A 15,589-nucleotide genomic window follows, 5' to 3' on the forward strand; every position below is an offset into this window, starting at 1 on the left:
AGGCCGCACATGAAAAAGCATTTCACGCTGATCGCGCTCATCGTGGCGGTGCTGGCCGTCCCGGTTCTCGCCCAGGGCGGCGCCACGCGAACGGAGGGCAAGTTCGTCATCGGCATTGCCGGGGATGATCTGGACCGGTACATCGGCCGGGCCGCAGAGTACGAAATCGCCGACCAGGGCGTCCGCCCCTGGGTCAAAGCCTACCTGGAGCTGCTGAATCGCAACCTGTATCTCGAAATGGCCGCGGCGCACAGCGGCAATCCCGACGACCAGCTGTACCGGGTTCACGTGAACGCTGCCCGGGTCTGGGACAGCCGGTTCATCTACCGCCGGTTTCTGCACCGCCTGGACCACGATCCGCTCGCCAACATCGACACCACCCAGGTGGCCGGCCACCTCTACACGTATGCCGATGACCTGGCGCCCGCCCACGATTACCGGATCACGCACAGCGAAATTGCGTTCCTGAACGAATTCAGGATTCCGCAGGCGGAATGGCTCTCGCTCCGGTTCGATTACACTCGTCAGCAACGCGAGGGCGCCCACCAGTCCACCCAGCTGAACCACTGTTCCTCCTGCCACGTCACGGGCCAGGTGCGGCCGGTGGATGAAGCCCAGGACGACATTCAGTTCGGCATCGCCGTGGACACCGCCAAAGCCGGCGGATCCTACACGTTCCAGTACCGCCGGTTCAGCGATTCGGTTGGGTCCCTGCCCTACCTGTTCGACGAAGCGGTTCATCCCGGCACCCGGCTGGATGTCTTCACCAACCGGATCCTCTACGACCGCACGAACGGAGAGATCCCCGTCAGCCAGGTGCCCGACACCAATAAACTGCTCCATGCTCTCAAGGCGTATTACAACATCGATGATCGCAACACGGTCACCGGCGCTTTCCTCTATTCCGAAGTCGAGAACAAGACCAGCGATCTCAAAATCTACTCCCGCAATTACACCGGTCGCTATACCGGATCGCTCGGGCGCGGCGTCACCGTCAACGCCCGATTCCGGTACTCGAACATCGACAATGCCACGACCTTTGTGGAGCTTCCGGACCAGGTGGCCAATGCGGGACCGCAAGCAGGCCGAACGTACGCCGAGGCCTATCCGACCTTCGGTGGGGCATCATTCACCCGCTACTCGGCCCAGTCACGGGAAAACACCGAATTCGATGCCGACCTGAGCGTGCCCCTGCCCGGCCGAAACCGTTTTGTGGCGGAATACGATTTCGAGGACTCCGCCCGGGACTACTTTGAGACCGGCTCCACCCGTGAGCATCAGCTGACCTTCACCTTCCGGACAGACCACCGCCGGGAGCTGTCGGGCTGGGCCCGCTACCAGGCGTCCTTCATCGACAATCCCTTCGCCAACCGGAATGCTGCGGTGGAGGAGGTGCTCCAGCCGTTTTCGACTCCGGGCGCCGTACCGTTCCCGGGCGTCCAGTACTTCCAGTTGTACGCATCGCGGCAAGCCACGCTCACCAACCAGCCCGCCATGACCCACGACCTGAAACTCAACGGAACCTGGAAACCGATCCGGAACGGCGCGCTGAACGTGGCGTACAACCTCAAGCACGCGACCAACGACGAGCTGAATTTCTCGGACTGGTCTCAGACGGTCCACACCGTTGGTGCGGATGCCTGGTACTCCCCGGACGAGACAATCACCCTCAACGCCGGGATCCATTACACCGATTACGAGACGGAGTCGCTGTTCGTGCAACCCGTCTGGAATGGTTGAGCGGCCGGCATCACGACGGGCCAGTTTGGCTCGTTATACGACCCGATGGATTACCACGGTCACGACACCAACGCGTTTTTCACCGCCAATTTCATCCCCCGCGAACGCCTGCGCATCTACGCGGAGTTCGCCTTCAACCAGGTGGACGAAGGCCTCGACGGGATCTCGATCAACCTCGCCCAGGTGCCCGGCGTGCCACCGGGCAACCTGTTTGACTACAGCATCGACGAAACACTGGGCGATTACTCCCACGTCAACGTCCGCCACATCATGGGCAAGTACGGGTTTTCCTACGAGTTCGCCAACGGCATCTCGCTGCTGTCCTATCTCAAGCACGACAATTACAACGACAACACCCCATACCTGTTCGACGCGACTGGGACCGTGATCAGCCTGGTCGCCGGGCTCGGTTACCGATTCTGATCCACGCGGACGACACATTCGTTCCGGGCCGCCGGCTGATTGCCGGCGGCTCTTTTTTTCACCGGTTCCTGCGCCGCCGGGCTTTCCGGTTGCAACGAATCGCGTTTACTGATAAGATTTACAAACAGATCGTGAGCATCCACACCCCGTGCGGCATGCTGAAGGTGCCCCTAGGCCGAGAGACCGGCACGGGAGTGATCTTTGAATCATGAATCATGTATTTCCGGAGCGGCGGCGGCAAACGCTCCCGCGCCCGACGCGGGAGAGGAAAGTCCGGACTCCACAGGGCGGTGCGCCTCCTAACGGGAGGGAGGGGCGACCCTACGGAAAGTGCAACAGAGAGCAGACCGCCGATGGCCCGCGTGGCTCAGGCAAGGGTGAAACGGTGGGGTAAGAGCCCACCAGGTCCGGTGGCGACACCGGACGCTTGGCAAACCCCGCACGGAGCAAGGCCGAATAGGAAGGCGCTTGATGCCGGCCCGGCCGATGCCTTCGGGTAGGCCGCACGAGCGCCGGGGGAACCCGGCGCCCAGAGGAATGTTTGCCCCGCGTCTCCGCGGAGAGGCGGAACAGAATCCGGCTTACAAGCCGCTCCGGAATTTTTCTGAAGTTGAATCTTCGATCCGTCTAATGTTCAAACCAAATACAAGGAGATAGCATCATGGGCGAACCTGGTTTCTGGATGGGCGATGACGCCAAGAACACCCCGATTCCCGCGGACCGCGTGATCAAGGCGGACCCGGTGAACCGGCTGCTGGCCGCGCTGATCGACTGGGTCATCACCACAGCGGGCATGATTCTGTGCATCCTGCCCGGCATCGCGTACGCCTTGTGCAAGGACGCGCTCTACGACGGCCGGAGTTTCGGCAAGAAGGTCATGGGCCTGCAGGTCATCAATGCCCAAACACTGACTCCATGCAAGCTGATGGAATCGGTCATCCGCAACGTCTCCCTGATGATCCCGATTTTCGGCCTCATCGACGCCGTGATGGTCTTCGTCGATCCGGACGGCTACCGGTTCGGTGACAAGTGGGCCACCACGCGGGTCATCGAGAACAAGTAGGCGTCCCCGAATCCTGCACAGGAGGCATTGACCATGACAGATGCGGAACTCCAAAAAAACCGATTCATCGCCCTGGCCATCGACATCGGCGCGATTTTCACGCTGGTCATCGTGATTGTGATCGTGGGCATCATCGGCAACATCATCTCCTCCATTCTGGGCAGCCTGGTCCAGATCGCCGGAGCCGCCATCCTGTGCGGCTTCATCCTGCTGCGCGACTTCATCGTCAAGGGCAACAGCATCGGCAAGCACCTGATGAAGATCAAGGTGGTGACCATGGCCGGCGGCCCCATCGAATTGATGCACTCGGTCAAGCGCAATCTGGTCTACTCACTGACTTCGCTCATCTGGCTGCTGACCAGCATCATCACACTGATCCCCTTCCTGGGCTGCATCGCGGGCGTCATCCTATCCTTGCTGCAGTTTGTGGTGGGGCTGGCCGTGCTGGCGTTCGCCGTCTGGGAAGCGATTACCATCACCAAGTCGCCGGAGGGCCTGCGCTGGAGTGACACGTTCGCCGGAACACGGGTCGTCCGCCAGTAAGCGCCGTCCGGTGCTGAAACTGGTCGGACTGCTCTTCGCTCTCTTCTGCCTTGCGGTGATCGCCGACGGTCTCCGATCGCCGCAGGCGCAGATCACCAGCCGCATTCTGGCGGGGGGGATCCAGGTTTACCAGGACCGGATATCCCCTCTGCTCCATTTCAACCACCGTCTGCAGTTTTGCCGTTTCACGCCCACCTGCAGCGAGTATATGCGGCAGGCGCTCCTGAAATACGGGCTCTTTCCCGGCCTGGCCAAGGGCACCTGGCGCATCATGCGGTGCAATCCCTGGAATCCGGGCGGCATCGACCCCCCCTGAATTCCTGCCGGGCCCGGCACCGGCCGTCTCTCTCATTTTATCGCTGAGTTGTTCCGGCGGGATTCTGATTGGCCGAACAGCCACGCCAGATCGGCGGGCCGGCCGGCATATAACCGCGAGTAGTAGTTCCAGTTCCGGTAGATCGCCTTCACATAGTTGCGCGACTGGGCCATGGGGATGAGTTCCACGATCTCCGGCAGGCCGCATTTGGTCTCGTAGCGGCGGTTGACGGCGCGGATGCGGCGAGGGCCGCCGTTGTAGGCGGCCAGGGCCAGAGCCATCTTCCGGTCGAAATACCGGTACTGCTTGACGAGATAGCGGCAGCCCAGCTGCAGGTTGAACTCGGGCGTCTTGAGCCGGGACACGAGCTCGGCCGGATCGCCCCGAAAGCCCGCTTCCTCGGCGGCGGTTGCGGGCAGGAGTTGCATCAACCCGATGGCGTCGGACACCGAGCGCGCATCCTCCAGAAAGGCCGACTCCTGCCGGATCAGCGCCAGGGCCAGGTACGGATCGACTCCGGTGTCAGCCAGCTCCCGCTTCAAAATCTCTTCGTACCGCACGGGAAAAAGCATGTGCCAGCATTCCGGCGACGCATCCTCCACGCGCAGTGTGTACAGCTCTGAGCAGGCCCGATGGGCGTGCCAGATCAGGTCGTAGGTGCGCCCGTCCTCGGCCGCGAGACCGGCCAAGAGGGCGTGCAGCCATGGGTCGCGGAGCGTGCGGTTGGCGGTGTCGAGGCGCTGCACCGCCGGTTTCCGGAGTCCCGCAGCGAGGGCTTCCAGCACGAAAAACCGGTCGGGCGGCGACAGCATCTCCAGCGGCTGATCCGGCTCGGCAGCCCGGATGGGCGTGTACTTCTCCCGGAGCATGCGGGACCAGCCCTCGGCCGCATGGGCCGCGTCCGGGTCGGTCGGCGGCGGACCGCCCCATCCCTGCCGGACGAGTTCCGCATAGTACGAGAAAGGGAAGACCTCCAGCAACGCCCTGTGCGCGGCATCGGCTTCGGCGATCTGCTTCATCCGCCGGGCGCAGACACCGTGCCAGTACAATCCGGCCAGCGCGAATTCGCGGCCGTCGTCCAACTCGACGGCGCGACGGAACAGAGCATCGGCCCGCGCCCATTTTCTATGGAGATACTCGATCCAGGCCAGCTTCCAACTGGCTTCGGCGACATCCGGGCGCCGCTGGGACAGGCGGGCGATCTCGCCGTAGAGCCGGCGCACGTCGTCGGTCCGGCCCGCCACCTCGGCGTCGAAGGCCGCCGGCTGCAGCAGCCGGATGTGCTCGTCCGACCGGGGTGCGCTCTGTCGAATCAGGGCCAGGTTCCGCTTGTATTCGTCGGTCCGGCCGAGTTTTTTGCCGGCCACCGCCAGGGCGTATGCACGCGCCAGCCGGTCGTCGGCCGCGCGGGGCTGGAAGCGCCGCAACAGTTCCCGCGCCTGCCGGTACTGTCCCGTCTGGAGCGCAGCCTCGCCGGCGGTGCGCCAGAACGGATCAGCGGCGGCTGTCGGCGCCTGGTTCGGCAGGTACCCCGCCAGGCAGGCCCAGGCGGCCCGGCCGCTGCCCCTGGCCAGAAACCCGCGGGCGATGCGGACGGCTTCCGGCGCCGCCAGCAGGCCGGGGAGGGGATCGCTCCCCTCGGCCTGCTTCAGTTCACCCAGAGCGGCCAGAAAGACGGCAGGATCGGGATCGGCCACGCGCAGGGCGGCGCGCCAGTGCGCCTTCGCCGCCTCCAGGCGGCCTTCCGCCAGGTCCAGTCGTCCCAGGGTGAAAAGGTGCCAGTCGGCACGGATGCCGGGGATGACGGACGGATCGGCCATGGTGAGCCAGCGCCGGACCTCCACAAGCCGCCCGTTCAAACGGTGCGACTCCACCACCTGCGACAGCAGCCGGAAATCGAGTGCGCCTGCGCGTTCCGGCGCACTCAGCATCGTGTCCACCCGCCCCGAGAGCTGCGGATGGTTCCGGACGATTTCCAGCGCCGTTTCGAGGGCCAGGTCGGCCAGCGCGGTGTGGCGGAACACCGCCGGATCGTCGAGACAGCTCAGAGCGGCTTCCGGTTGGTCATCGGCCAGCATTCGTCCCAGGATCAGCCCGGCCAATCCTTCGAGGCGTCGGTTACCCTCGGTCCGGTAGATCTGGAGCTGCGCCTGCCACCGGGTGACCCGCTGCTCCGGCGGCAGCACGTCGATGACGGCCCGATCCCGGGCCAGTCGTGCCAGGTCCGGTTGCTGCGCATACGGATCCGGGTCGGCTAACCACGGACAGGGCGCCGGCGTCGCGGCCAGCACGGAGGCGCAGCATGACGCGATGAGGAACGTGGCGATTGATGACTTGAAGCGCAACGCTGAATGACGCTACTGATTGACCGGTCCGGGGTAACCCTTGCCCAATTTGGTCGAGTCGCCCTCCGCCAGGATGCGGACCAGTTCTTCATGGAAGTAATCGATTTTCAAGCCGAGACTGCGCGGCACCCGCTTGTCGAACATCTCCCGGCTGCGGTCGATGTCCTTCTGCAGCCGCCGGTACAAGTCTTTTTCGATCCGGCCCTCGGTCACCGAGTCCTCGTTGTAGAGCTTGATCTCCGAGACCAGCAGGCGGGCAAACCGGCGGGCGTCGTTGTACTGTTTTTCCTCGTCGGGCGTTGACCACGGCTGCGCGCTCACCGGGGGCGTCGCCGGAATTTGTGGCGGAGTGACAACGGGCGCCGGCGTTTCGAAGCGGGGGGCAGCCGGGGTTTCCTCCAGAATCAACTCTTCCAGCGGATGTTCCTCAAGAACAATCTCCTCCGGCTCCTCGGCTCTCGGGGCGGCCGGGCCCGGCGTCATCTCCATGGATGGCGCATACCCCATATCCACGGGCTCTTCCAGGACGATCTCCTCGGGCTCCGCCTCAAACAGGGTGGGGATGACCGGCGCCGCAGCAGCCTCATCCACCACAATCTCCTCTTCACCCATGCTCTCGATCTTCATGACCTGGTCGATGAGTGTCGGTTCCTGTCCGAACACCGGAGTTCCAGGCGCGGCTGGCGGTTCCTCGAGCCGGATCTCGTACTCATCTGGTCCGGCGGCGATCCCCGCCAGATCGAGTTCGACGGCCTGCTCCTCCGCCGGGAATTCCCGGGTGACGGCCGCCGACTTGTCGGGGGCTGCGGGAATGTCCGCCGGCATGACCCGATCGGCCGCGGGCACAGCAGCGGGCGACTCCCACGTGGCGCGGTACGTTTCAGCGACAGGCTCCGCCGCCGGTTCCGCGAGAAGTTCCTCCGCCGGCTCTTCGATTAGTTCCTCCACGGCCCCGGCGGTCTGTGGTGTTTTGGCTGTGGGCGGCTCATCGATCGCCGCCGGCGCCGCCGCCGCGTAGATCTCCTCTTCCGGTTCCGCAGCGACGGGGCCCGCGCCCGGCAGTCCCAGGCCCAGGCTTTTGCGCATGGCCAAGTTTTCCAGCCAGATGGCGGTGGTGGTCATGATGGTATCACCCGCCTGGATGGCTTCTGCGTCACCGACCCGGCACCCGTCGCCGTCAACGAACAGAACGGCGGCAACCGACCCGAAGAGAACCAGCGGGAAGAGGTGGAACTTGGCGGGTTTTTCAAAACCGTCGATATCCAGGTAACGGGCTCCGGGGGGAATGGTCTCGCGGGTGAACGTCCGCCCGCCGGTTTCCGTCAGCAGGGGGCCGATGACGGCGTCCGCGCCGGCGGCCGCGGAGAACGCCTTCAATCCGTCTTCAACAAATGCCGGCGGGTACCCCCGGCCCTCCCAGCCGGACACCTGTCCCTGACGGACCAGCAGGATGAACGCACGGTCGGCGATCCTGGCTGTGGCATCCAGCACGGCTTCGAGGATCTGCTTCTGCTCGATGCCGCGGGTGATGCGGGCGATATCCGTCATCAACCCGCTATGCCATCGTGCGGCCGCTTCTTGCTCGGCGCGCAGCGGGATGAGCGTCTCCCGGATGTAATCCGCGAGCTCATCGCCGGTGATATGCGGGGTGATGCCCGCCGTCTGCCTCTCCAACTCCTCCAGGGTACCTTGCGCCTTGGCCTGCACGCTCTTCAGGCGATTCTGAATCGACTCCGTGTAGGTGTTGAGCATTTCCTGAAAATAAAAGGAGAGCTTTCGTTCCGGGTCGAGGAGCTGGCTCATCGTTTCATCTCCTATCTGTGCCAACGGTATGACAAATCGGTCTTACGCCATCATAACCAAGCAGGAAAAGCCTGTCAATAATATAGAATCAAGCAAAACCGCCTGATGATCCCCGCCGACAGCCTAGTGCGCCGTGCGCGCCGCCGCGCGGGCGGCACGCAGCAGCGGCTCGGCCGTCAGGTCATTCCCGACGGCGCCACGCATCCAGTACCGGGGTGTCAGCGCCCCCTGGCGGCACATGCGCTCCATTTCCGCCCCCAGCGGCTTCCCGACCAGCGCCGATTCCACCTGGAAGTGGATCAGGTGGCCCAGCGCATAATCGGCCAGGTAGAGCGGATGGTAGACCATGTGCTGGTACACGGCCAGGATCGGACAATCCCTCACGCGGAACACCGGCGCGTAGTACTCATTCCACACGTCTTTGGCCAGACGGAGAACTTCGGCCTGAAAGTCGGCGGCATCCGCCTCCGGGTGCGCGTACAGCCAGCGCCAGGCCCGCATCTCCACCAGCGACACACCGGCGATCTCGTAGGTGATCCAGAAGGTGTCGAGGGCCTCCATCTGCCGTGACGATGCGTCCGGCTCGCCCAGCCCGAGAACCTGGAGGTCGCGGGCCTGGAACACGTAGGCGAAACACTCGGTGAACGCATTATTGGGCACGCCACTCATGGCGTAGTGTTCCACGCCCTCCAGAGAGAGCACCTGTTCCACATTGTGCCCGAATTCGTGCATGGCGATGTTGAAGCCCTTGTAATTCATCCCCCCGGGCGCCACGCGGGTGCGCAGATGAGCCTTGTCGCCGCGCATCGACGCGCCCATGGCGTGCCCGATGCCTCGGGACGCGTCCACGGCGACGTGATTGGCGATGAACGCGGCCCGGTCGGGCGCAAAACCCAGTCGCTGCAGGATGGCGGGCAGATCGGCCTGGAAAGCCGCCACGGTGGGATAGCGCGCCCGGACGATGCGGTCCAGTTCCGCTTCCGGCTTCGCGGGCCCGCTTCGGAAACCGCCGTACCAGATATCGAAAGGCCTCAGTTCGCGACCCAGCCGGCGGGCGACGAGGCGGCCGATGTCCTGAGCCACCGGATCCCGCAGCACGGCCAGGAGCAGTTGCTCCACCTCGGCCTCGGGAATCTGCCGGTCAAGGTTGAATTTGCGGTCGATGGCCGTGGGGCTGAGCGGCATGTGGGCGTCCAGCCGTCGGGACGCATGGTACAGGTTGAGCCACTGCTGATAGCGCCGAGCCCCTTCCTGCGCGATCTCCAATTCCTTGAGGTTGCCGTCCACCGTTTCGAAGAGGCGGTTGGCGGCCGGATCCCAGGCGTAGCGCGCATCGTCAATCACCGACTGGGGGATGCTCCCGTCCACGATCCGCTCCAGAACCTTCGCCAGAAGCTCCTGGCGGATCAGGCCGTCGGGTTCGGCATACTGCGCCCGGATCTCGTCGCGGAGGTTCCAGTGGGTGACCAGCTTGCGGTCCTGCGCGAAGGGCCGCCGGTTCCCGTCCTGCAACAGGTTGCCGATGTGGATGTTGTAGGTCGCCACGTAATTGCCGGCCTCTGCGTGCGCCCGGCTCGACAGCTGGCTGACCTCGGCGGGGACCCGGGCAATGAACCAGTCGCCCAGGCGGGCCATGGCCCACTCCTCGCGGCTCCAGGTCTCTCCCAGCCGGTTCTTCTCGTCCAGGGTGTAGAACGGGAAATTCAGCATGACCACCTGGGCGATCCGAAGGCCGAACAGATCGTCGGCGAGATGCGCGGCCGGGGCATACTGCTGAAACAGGTAATCGATCGCCAGCGGCTGTCCGAGATCCAGTTCCAGCGGCTCCGACAAGCTGCGGCGGATCTGGTGGAACCGCCCGTGGATCAGCTCCATGTTGTCCTGGATCCGGGCGAAGGTCTGCCGGCGAAGCTGCGGATCACCGAGGAACTGCTCCCGGCAAAAGCGTTCAAACTCCGCTTCCGGGCCGTCAGCCGGCGCCCACAGGAAGGCCAGTTGGCGTACTCCCCGCTCTGCCCGCTCCCGGACGCCCGTACCCCATCGCTCCGCGAGAGCGTCCACCGTGCGGAGTCGGCATTCGGCGGATATGGCAGGCACCGCCGGCGCCTCAGTGGCCGCCGCCGCGAGGACATGCCCGGCAGCCGGCGCGATGGCCGATAGCGCGAAAAATCCCCAAACGGCGCATGTGAGTCTCATGATGAAGGTCCCTCCTACTCACAATCCAGGCTCTCCAGCAGGCAGAGCGTCACCCGGGTCACCCGGAAGATGTTCGCCACGGAAACGTTGTCCGGGATGTCACGCGGGGTGTGCCAGTAGCTGTTCCAGGGGCCGTATTCGAAATCGATCAGGTCAATGACCGGGATGCCCAGTTCGCGGAAGGGAATGTGGTCGTCGATGATGGCGTTGGATTCGCCCGCGGCGATCTCGGGCCAGCCCAGCCGGCGGCAGCACACCGCCAACAGCGACCATAACTCGGGCGAGGAATACCGGTCCCGGGTCAGCGCCAAGTCGCGGTCGCCGATCATGTCCAGCAGGATCATGGCCCGCACGCTCTGCGCCTCGTCGCTCCGTCGGATGTTGTCGGCGTGCTGGCGGCTGCCGTACAGGCCGTCCGTCTCGGTGATCGATTCGCCGACCGATTCCTCGCCGTCGAAGAAGAGAAAGCGATAGGTGGCCCGGGCATCGGCACGCGCCGCGATCACCCGGGCGATCTCCAGGACGGCGGCGGTGCTCGAGCCCGAATCGTTGGCCCCGATGAAGTGGACACCGGGCAGTTCCTTGGTGTCGATATGGGTCGCCACGATGAGGATCCGCCGGGGATCTCCGGCTTTTTCGCCGATCACGTTGGCCATCTCGATGACACCCCGCGGCGTCGCCGCCCGGAACGACTCCCGGCGGACGCCCAGGCCGGCGCCTGTCAGTTCCTCGGCGATCAGGCGCCGGCAGGCTTCCAGGCGCTCGGAGCCGGCCGGACGCGGCGCCAGGCGGATCATGGCGGCGAAATCCCGCTCCAGCCGGTGCATCTCCGCGGCGGTCTGCCATTCGCCGCCGGCGGCCGGTGCGGCCGCTGCGGCGGTGGGGGCCGGTTCGTCCGCCGCCGATCCGCCCGACACCCGTTCGGGTCCGCACCCGCCGGCCGCCGCCATCGCGAGAGACAGCCAAAGGAGTCCGCCGATGCGCAAGACACGGCCTGCGCTCCCCCCGGCTTGACTAACCTTGAACCCATTCATATAATGAGGACTCTTTTATTGCGCCACGTCTTGGTTTTTCATTTTGAATCATCTTCCGGCTCGAGGCAACATGAAAATCTTCTCCCGGCTGGTGCTTGCGGCGACAGTGCTCACATTGGCGGGGGCCGCGTGGTCTCAGCAAGCGGTTCAGACGCCCGAGGGCCGCATCGCGGTCCGGGTGGAGATGGTCAACCTGCTGTGCAGCGTCCTCGATCGGCGGGGCAATTATGTGACGACCCTGCAGCAGGACGACTTCATCGTTTACGAGAACAACGCGCCGCAGAGGATCGAGAACTTCAGCGCCATGAGCGACCTGCCCCTGAGCATCGCGCTCCTCATCGACACCAGCGCCTCGGTCGCCAACAAACTCAAGTTCGAACAGGACGCGGCCACCGAGTTTTTCGCCACCGTGCTGCGCCCCCAGGACAAGGCGCTCCTGGTGGAATTCGACACCGGCGTCACGCTCATTCAGGATTTCACCAACGACACGAACCTGCTGGGCAAACAGCTGCGCACCCTGCGGGCCGCCGGCGGCACCTCGCTCTACGACGCCGTCCTGCTGGTGGCGGAAGAAAAGCTGGTGCCCGACCAGGGCGAGCGACGCAAAACCGTGATCGTCATCTCCGACGGCGAGGACACCGTCAGCAAGGTGACGTTTGAAGAGGCGCTTGAGATGGCTCAGCGGTCCGGCGCCACGGTGTTCGCCATTTCCACCAACAAGGGCGGGTATTTCGGCGTCAAGGGCAGTGACGAAGGAGACACCATTCTGGAACAGCTCACCTCGGCCACCGGCGGCAAGGCCTACTACCCGACCAAGATGGAGGACCTGAGCCTGGCGTTCCGGGAGATCAACCAGGAGCTGCGCAGCCAATACAGCATCAGTTACCGCTCCTCCAACCCGGCGCGTGACGGGACGTTCCGGGCGCTCCGCGTGGCAGTCAAGGGGAAAGATTTGCGCGTGCGCCACCGCAAGGGGTATTTCGCGCCCAAAAGCTCGGGCTCGGATTGACAGAAACCGAAGCACGTGCTATTAATCCATCACCACAACGTTTGTGATGGCCATGAGCAAAGAGGCCGAACAGCCCGATCAGCCCCGCACGCCGGACAGCCGTCGGGAGTCCTCCACCACCGGGTTCTCCACGAACCGGGACTTGGAGCGCCTGTTTCAGGAAGCCGAGCAGACCATCGACAAGATCGTTCACGCCAAGCGGGAATCGCGCGAGGAGACGCTGGCGGTGCCATTGTTCGTCCCGGAAGCGGTGGTGACGCCGATCACCCCGCCGGCGGAGACCGAACCGGACGAAGCGGAGCTGCTGCGGCAGGAGTTGGAGCGGCTCAAACTCCGCTATCAGGAGCTTGAGACTGATTTCCAGAATTTTCGCAACCGGGTGGAGCGGGATGCGGAGAGCACCAACCTGAACACCCGGGCGGAGTTGTTGAAGGACCTGCTGCAGATCATTGACATTCTGGAACTCGCCAGCAACACATTCAATTCGGAGAAATTTTCCCATTCCGTCGACAGTTACCGAAAGGGTTTCAACCTGCTGCATCGGCAGTTTCTGGATGTCTTTGACAAGATCGGGGTGCTCAAGATCCCCACCGAGGCACAGCCGTTCGACCCGCACCTGCACCAGGCCATCACCGCCGAGGAGCGAAGCGACCTCGAGGTCCAGACCAATCTGAAGGAATTGAAGGCTGGTTACGTGTACCATGGAATTCTGCTGCGGCCGGCCATGGTCAAGGTCGGCGTGCCCAAGCCGAAACCGAGCGGATCGCATTGATCGGTAAATATTTGTCGTAAATCAGGTTTTGTGTATAATAACGGCTAATTTCTGATCGGCTGACGAGGACCATATGGCAAAAGTGATCGGGATTGACCTCGGGACCACCAACTCGTGCGTCGCAGTCGTCGAAGGCGGCAACAGCCAGATCATCGCAAACAGCCTGGGCGGCCGAACCACCCCGTCCATTGTCGCCTTCACTGACAAGAACGAGCGGCTGGTGGGCCAGATTGCCAAGCGCCAGGCCATCACCAACGCCGCCAACACCATATATGCGGTGAAGCGCCTCATCGGGCGCAAATTCAACTCACCCGAAGTCACACGGGCCCGGGACCACCTGCCCTACCAGCTGGTGCCGGCGACCAACGGCGACGTCCGGCTCAAGATCCGCGACAAGCAGTACTCGCCGCAGGAAATTTCAGCCATGATCCTCCAGTTCCTGAAACAGTGCGCCGAGGAGTTCATCGGCTCCAAGGACATCGAAGCGGTCATCACGGTGCCCGCCTATTTCGACGACTCCCAGCGCCAGGCGACGAAGGACGCCGGCGAGATCGCCGGACTGAAAGTCAAGCGGATCATCAATGAGCCCACGGCGGCCGCGCTGGCGTACGGCCTCGGCAAGAACAAGAACGAGAAAGTGGCCGTCTACGACCTGGGCGGCGGCACCTTCGATATCTCCATCCTGGAAATCAACGAAGGGGTGTTCGAAGTGCTGTCCACCTGCGGGGACAGTTTCCTCGGCGGCGAAGACTTCGACCAGCGCATCACGGACTGGATCATCCACGAATTCCAGGAGGAGACCGGGATCGATCTGCGCAACGATATCCTGGCCTTGCAGCGCCTGAAGGAGGCGGCCGAAAAGGCCAAGTGCGAGCTGTCGTCGGTCACTGAGACCGCCGTCTCCCTGCCGTTCATCGCCGCCGACGAGTCGGGCCCGAAGCACTTCGACCGGACACTCACCCGCCCGCAGCTCGAGGAGATGGTCAAGGATCTCGTGGATCGGACGCTGGAGCCGTGCGAGAAGGCGCTGTACGACGCAAAGCTCAACGTTGCCGACATCGACAAGATCATCCTGGTGGGCGGACAGACCCGCACGCCTAAAATTCGCCAGGTCGTTTCGGAATTCTTCAAGAAGCAGGCGAGTACCGAGATCAACCCCGACGAGGTGGTGGCGGTGGGCGCGGCGCTCCAGGGCGGCGTGCTGCAGGGTGACGTGAAAGACATTGTCCTGCTCGATGTCATCCCGCTCTCGCTGGGCGTGGAAACCCATGGCGGGTTGTTCACCAAGATCATCGATCGCAACTCCACCATCCCGCTGAAAAAGACGCTCCCGTTCACCACGGTGGCCGACAACCAGACGATCGTCGAAGTCCACGTCCTGCAGGGCGAGCGGGACCTGGCCGAATTCAACCGCTCCCTCGCCAAATTCGAACTGGTGGGCATCGCCCCGGCCCCGCGGGGCGTGCCGCAGATCGACGTGGCCTTCGAGGTGGACTCCAACGGCATCCTGCACGTGTCGGCCAAGGATCAGAAATCGGGCAAGGTGCAGGAGATCCGCGTGACGCCGTCTTCCGGCTTGTCGCAGGACGAGGTCCTGCGCATGAAGGAGGAGGCCAAATTCTTCTCCCAGAAAGACCTGGAACGCAAGGAGCAGCGGCTGGCGCTCAACCGGCTTGACGGCCTGATCAAGAATGTGCAGCGTTCTTACAATGAATACGGCTACCTGCTGAGCCCGGACAAGTCCAACAGCGTAAAAAACACCCTGAACGAGTCGACCAAGATTCTGAATCAGCTGGATCTGCCCCTGGCTTCAATCGAGAGCACCTACCAGGAGCTGGAGAAGGCGGGCATGGAGATCACCAACGCCATGCTGGCCTCGCCGGGCGTCGGCTACGCCGACGGCGACCAAGACAGTCAGACCAAGATGGAGCAGTTGCTCCGCGAAGCGATGCAGCAGCCGCAGAAGAAGGACGAGCCCTGACGCGCTGTCGCCGACCGCCGTCTCCCCTGCCGGTCCTTGAGGCCCGGCCCCACTTCCACTATAATGACCGCTCTCGCGGCCTGACGCCGCCGACCCTGGAGGAATGACTTGGCCAAGCGCGACTACTACGAAGTCCTGGAAGTGTATCGCTCCGCGTCACTGGACGAGATCAAGAAAGCCTATCGGAAGATGGCGCTCAAGCACCATCCGGATAAAAACCCGAACGACCCCGCTGCGGAGGAGAAATTCAAGGAGGCGGCGGAGGCCTACAGCGTCCTGAGCAATGCGGAAAAACGCGCCCAGTACGACCGCTTCGGGCATGCGGGCGTGTCCGGCTCGCCCTTCGAGGGCGGCTTCGACACGG

General features: G+C 63.8%; 13 protein-coding genes and 1 other RNA gene. 10 read left to right on the forward strand and 4 right to left on the reverse strand.

Annotated features, from left to right (window positions below; genetic code table 11):
* Nucleotides 1-9: 9 nt before the first annotated feature.
* The 6 genes from GX414_03220 to yidD all read left to right on the forward strand — a co-directional run bounded on the left by GX414_03220 (nt 10) and on the right by yidD (nt 4,085).
* The gene (locus tag GX414_03220) at nt 10-1,740 is read left to right on the forward strand and encodes an MtrB/PioB family outer membrane beta-barrel protein (GenBank protein ID NLI46095.1); all 1,731 of its coding nucleotides are present in this window, start codon (nt 10-12) and stop codon (nt 1,738-1,740) included.
* A gap of 45 nt (nt 1,741-1,785) precedes the next feature.
* Entirely contained in the window at nt 1,786-2,163 is a 378-nt protein-coding gene (locus tag GX414_03225; protein ID NLI46096.1) for a hypothetical protein, read from the forward strand.
* A 224-nt stretch (nt 2,164-2,387) separates the two neighbouring features.
* Nucleotides 2,388-2,763, forward strand: an RNA gene (rnpB, locus tag GX414_03230) — RNase P RNA component class A.
* Nucleotides 2,764-2,824: 61 nt separating this feature from the next.
* On the forward strand, nt 2,825-3,226 hold the full coding sequence (locus GX414_03235; protein NLI46097.1) for an RDD family protein: 402 nt from the start codon (nt 2,825-2,827) through the stop codon (nt 3,224-3,226).
* Between the two features lie 33 nt (nt 3,227-3,259).
* Entirely contained in the window at nt 3,260-3,769 is a 510-nt protein-coding gene (locus GX414_03240) for an RDD family protein (protein ID NLI46098.1), read from the forward strand.
* Between the two features lie 91 nt (nt 3,770-3,860).
* Entirely contained in the window at nt 3,861-4,085 is a 225-nt protein-coding gene (yidD, locus tag GX414_03245; GenBank protein ID NLI46099.1) for a membrane protein insertion efficiency factor YidD, read from the forward strand.
* Between the two features lie 32 nt (nt 4,086-4,117).
* On the opposite strand, the gene GX414_03250 is transcribed toward yidD, so the two are convergent.
* The 4 genes from GX414_03250 to GX414_03265 form a co-directional block, all read right to left on the reverse strand.
* Nucleotides 4,118-6,430, reverse strand: coding sequence for a transglycosylase SLT domain-containing protein (locus GX414_03250; GenBank protein NLI46100.1), 2,313 nt, complete (start codon nt 6,428-6,430; stop codon nt 4,118-4,120).
* A 12-nt stretch (nt 6,431-6,442) separates the two neighbouring features.
* Entirely contained in the window at nt 6,443-8,233 is a 1,791-nt protein-coding gene (locus GX414_03255) for a hypothetical protein (GenBank protein NLI46101.1), read from the reverse strand.
* Between the two features lie 123 nt (nt 8,234-8,356).
* Complete coding sequence (locus GX414_03260; protein ID NLI46102.1) at nt 8,357-10,429, reverse strand: hypothetical protein; 2,073 nt, start codon at nt 10,427-10,429, stop codon at nt 8,357-8,359.
* A gap of 14 nt (nt 10,430-10,443) precedes the next feature.
* The gene (locus tag GX414_03265) at nt 10,444-11,415 is read right to left on the reverse strand and encodes a M28 family peptidase (GenBank protein ID NLI46103.1); all 972 of its coding nucleotides are present in this window, start codon (nt 11,413-11,415) and stop codon (nt 10,444-10,446) included.
* Between the two features lie 118 nt (nt 11,416-11,533).
* Here GX414_03265 and GX414_03270 point away from each other — a divergent pair, with 118 nt between their 5' ends.
* From GX414_03270 to GX414_03285, 4 genes are all read left to right on the forward strand, one after another.
* Nucleotides 11,534-12,472: a VWA domain-containing protein gene (locus tag GX414_03270; GenBank protein ID NLI46104.1), complete on the forward strand. Its 939-nt coding sequence runs from the start codon at nt 11,534-11,536 to the stop codon at nt 12,470-12,472.
* 52 nt (nt 12,473-12,524) lie between these two features.
* Entirely contained in the window at nt 12,525-13,244 is a 720-nt protein-coding gene (locus tag GX414_03275; protein ID NLI46105.1) for a nucleotide exchange factor GrpE, read from the forward strand.
* Between the two features lie 73 nt (nt 13,245-13,317).
* The gene (gene dnaK / locus GX414_03280; GenBank protein ID NLI46106.1) at nt 13,318-15,225 is read left to right on the forward strand and encodes a molecular chaperone DnaK; all 1,908 of its coding nucleotides are present in this window, start codon (nt 13,318-13,320) and stop codon (nt 15,223-15,225) included.
* A 108-nt stretch (nt 15,226-15,333) separates the two neighbouring features.
* On the forward strand, nt 15,334-15,589 hold a 256-nt coding region (locus tag GX414_03285; protein ID NLI46107.1), incomplete at its 3' end, for a DnaJ domain-containing protein.

This window comes from Acidobacteriota bacterium (assembly GCA_012517875.1).
GTDB lineage: Bacteria > Acidobacteriota > JAAYUB01 > JAAYUB01 > JAAYUB01 > JAAYUB01.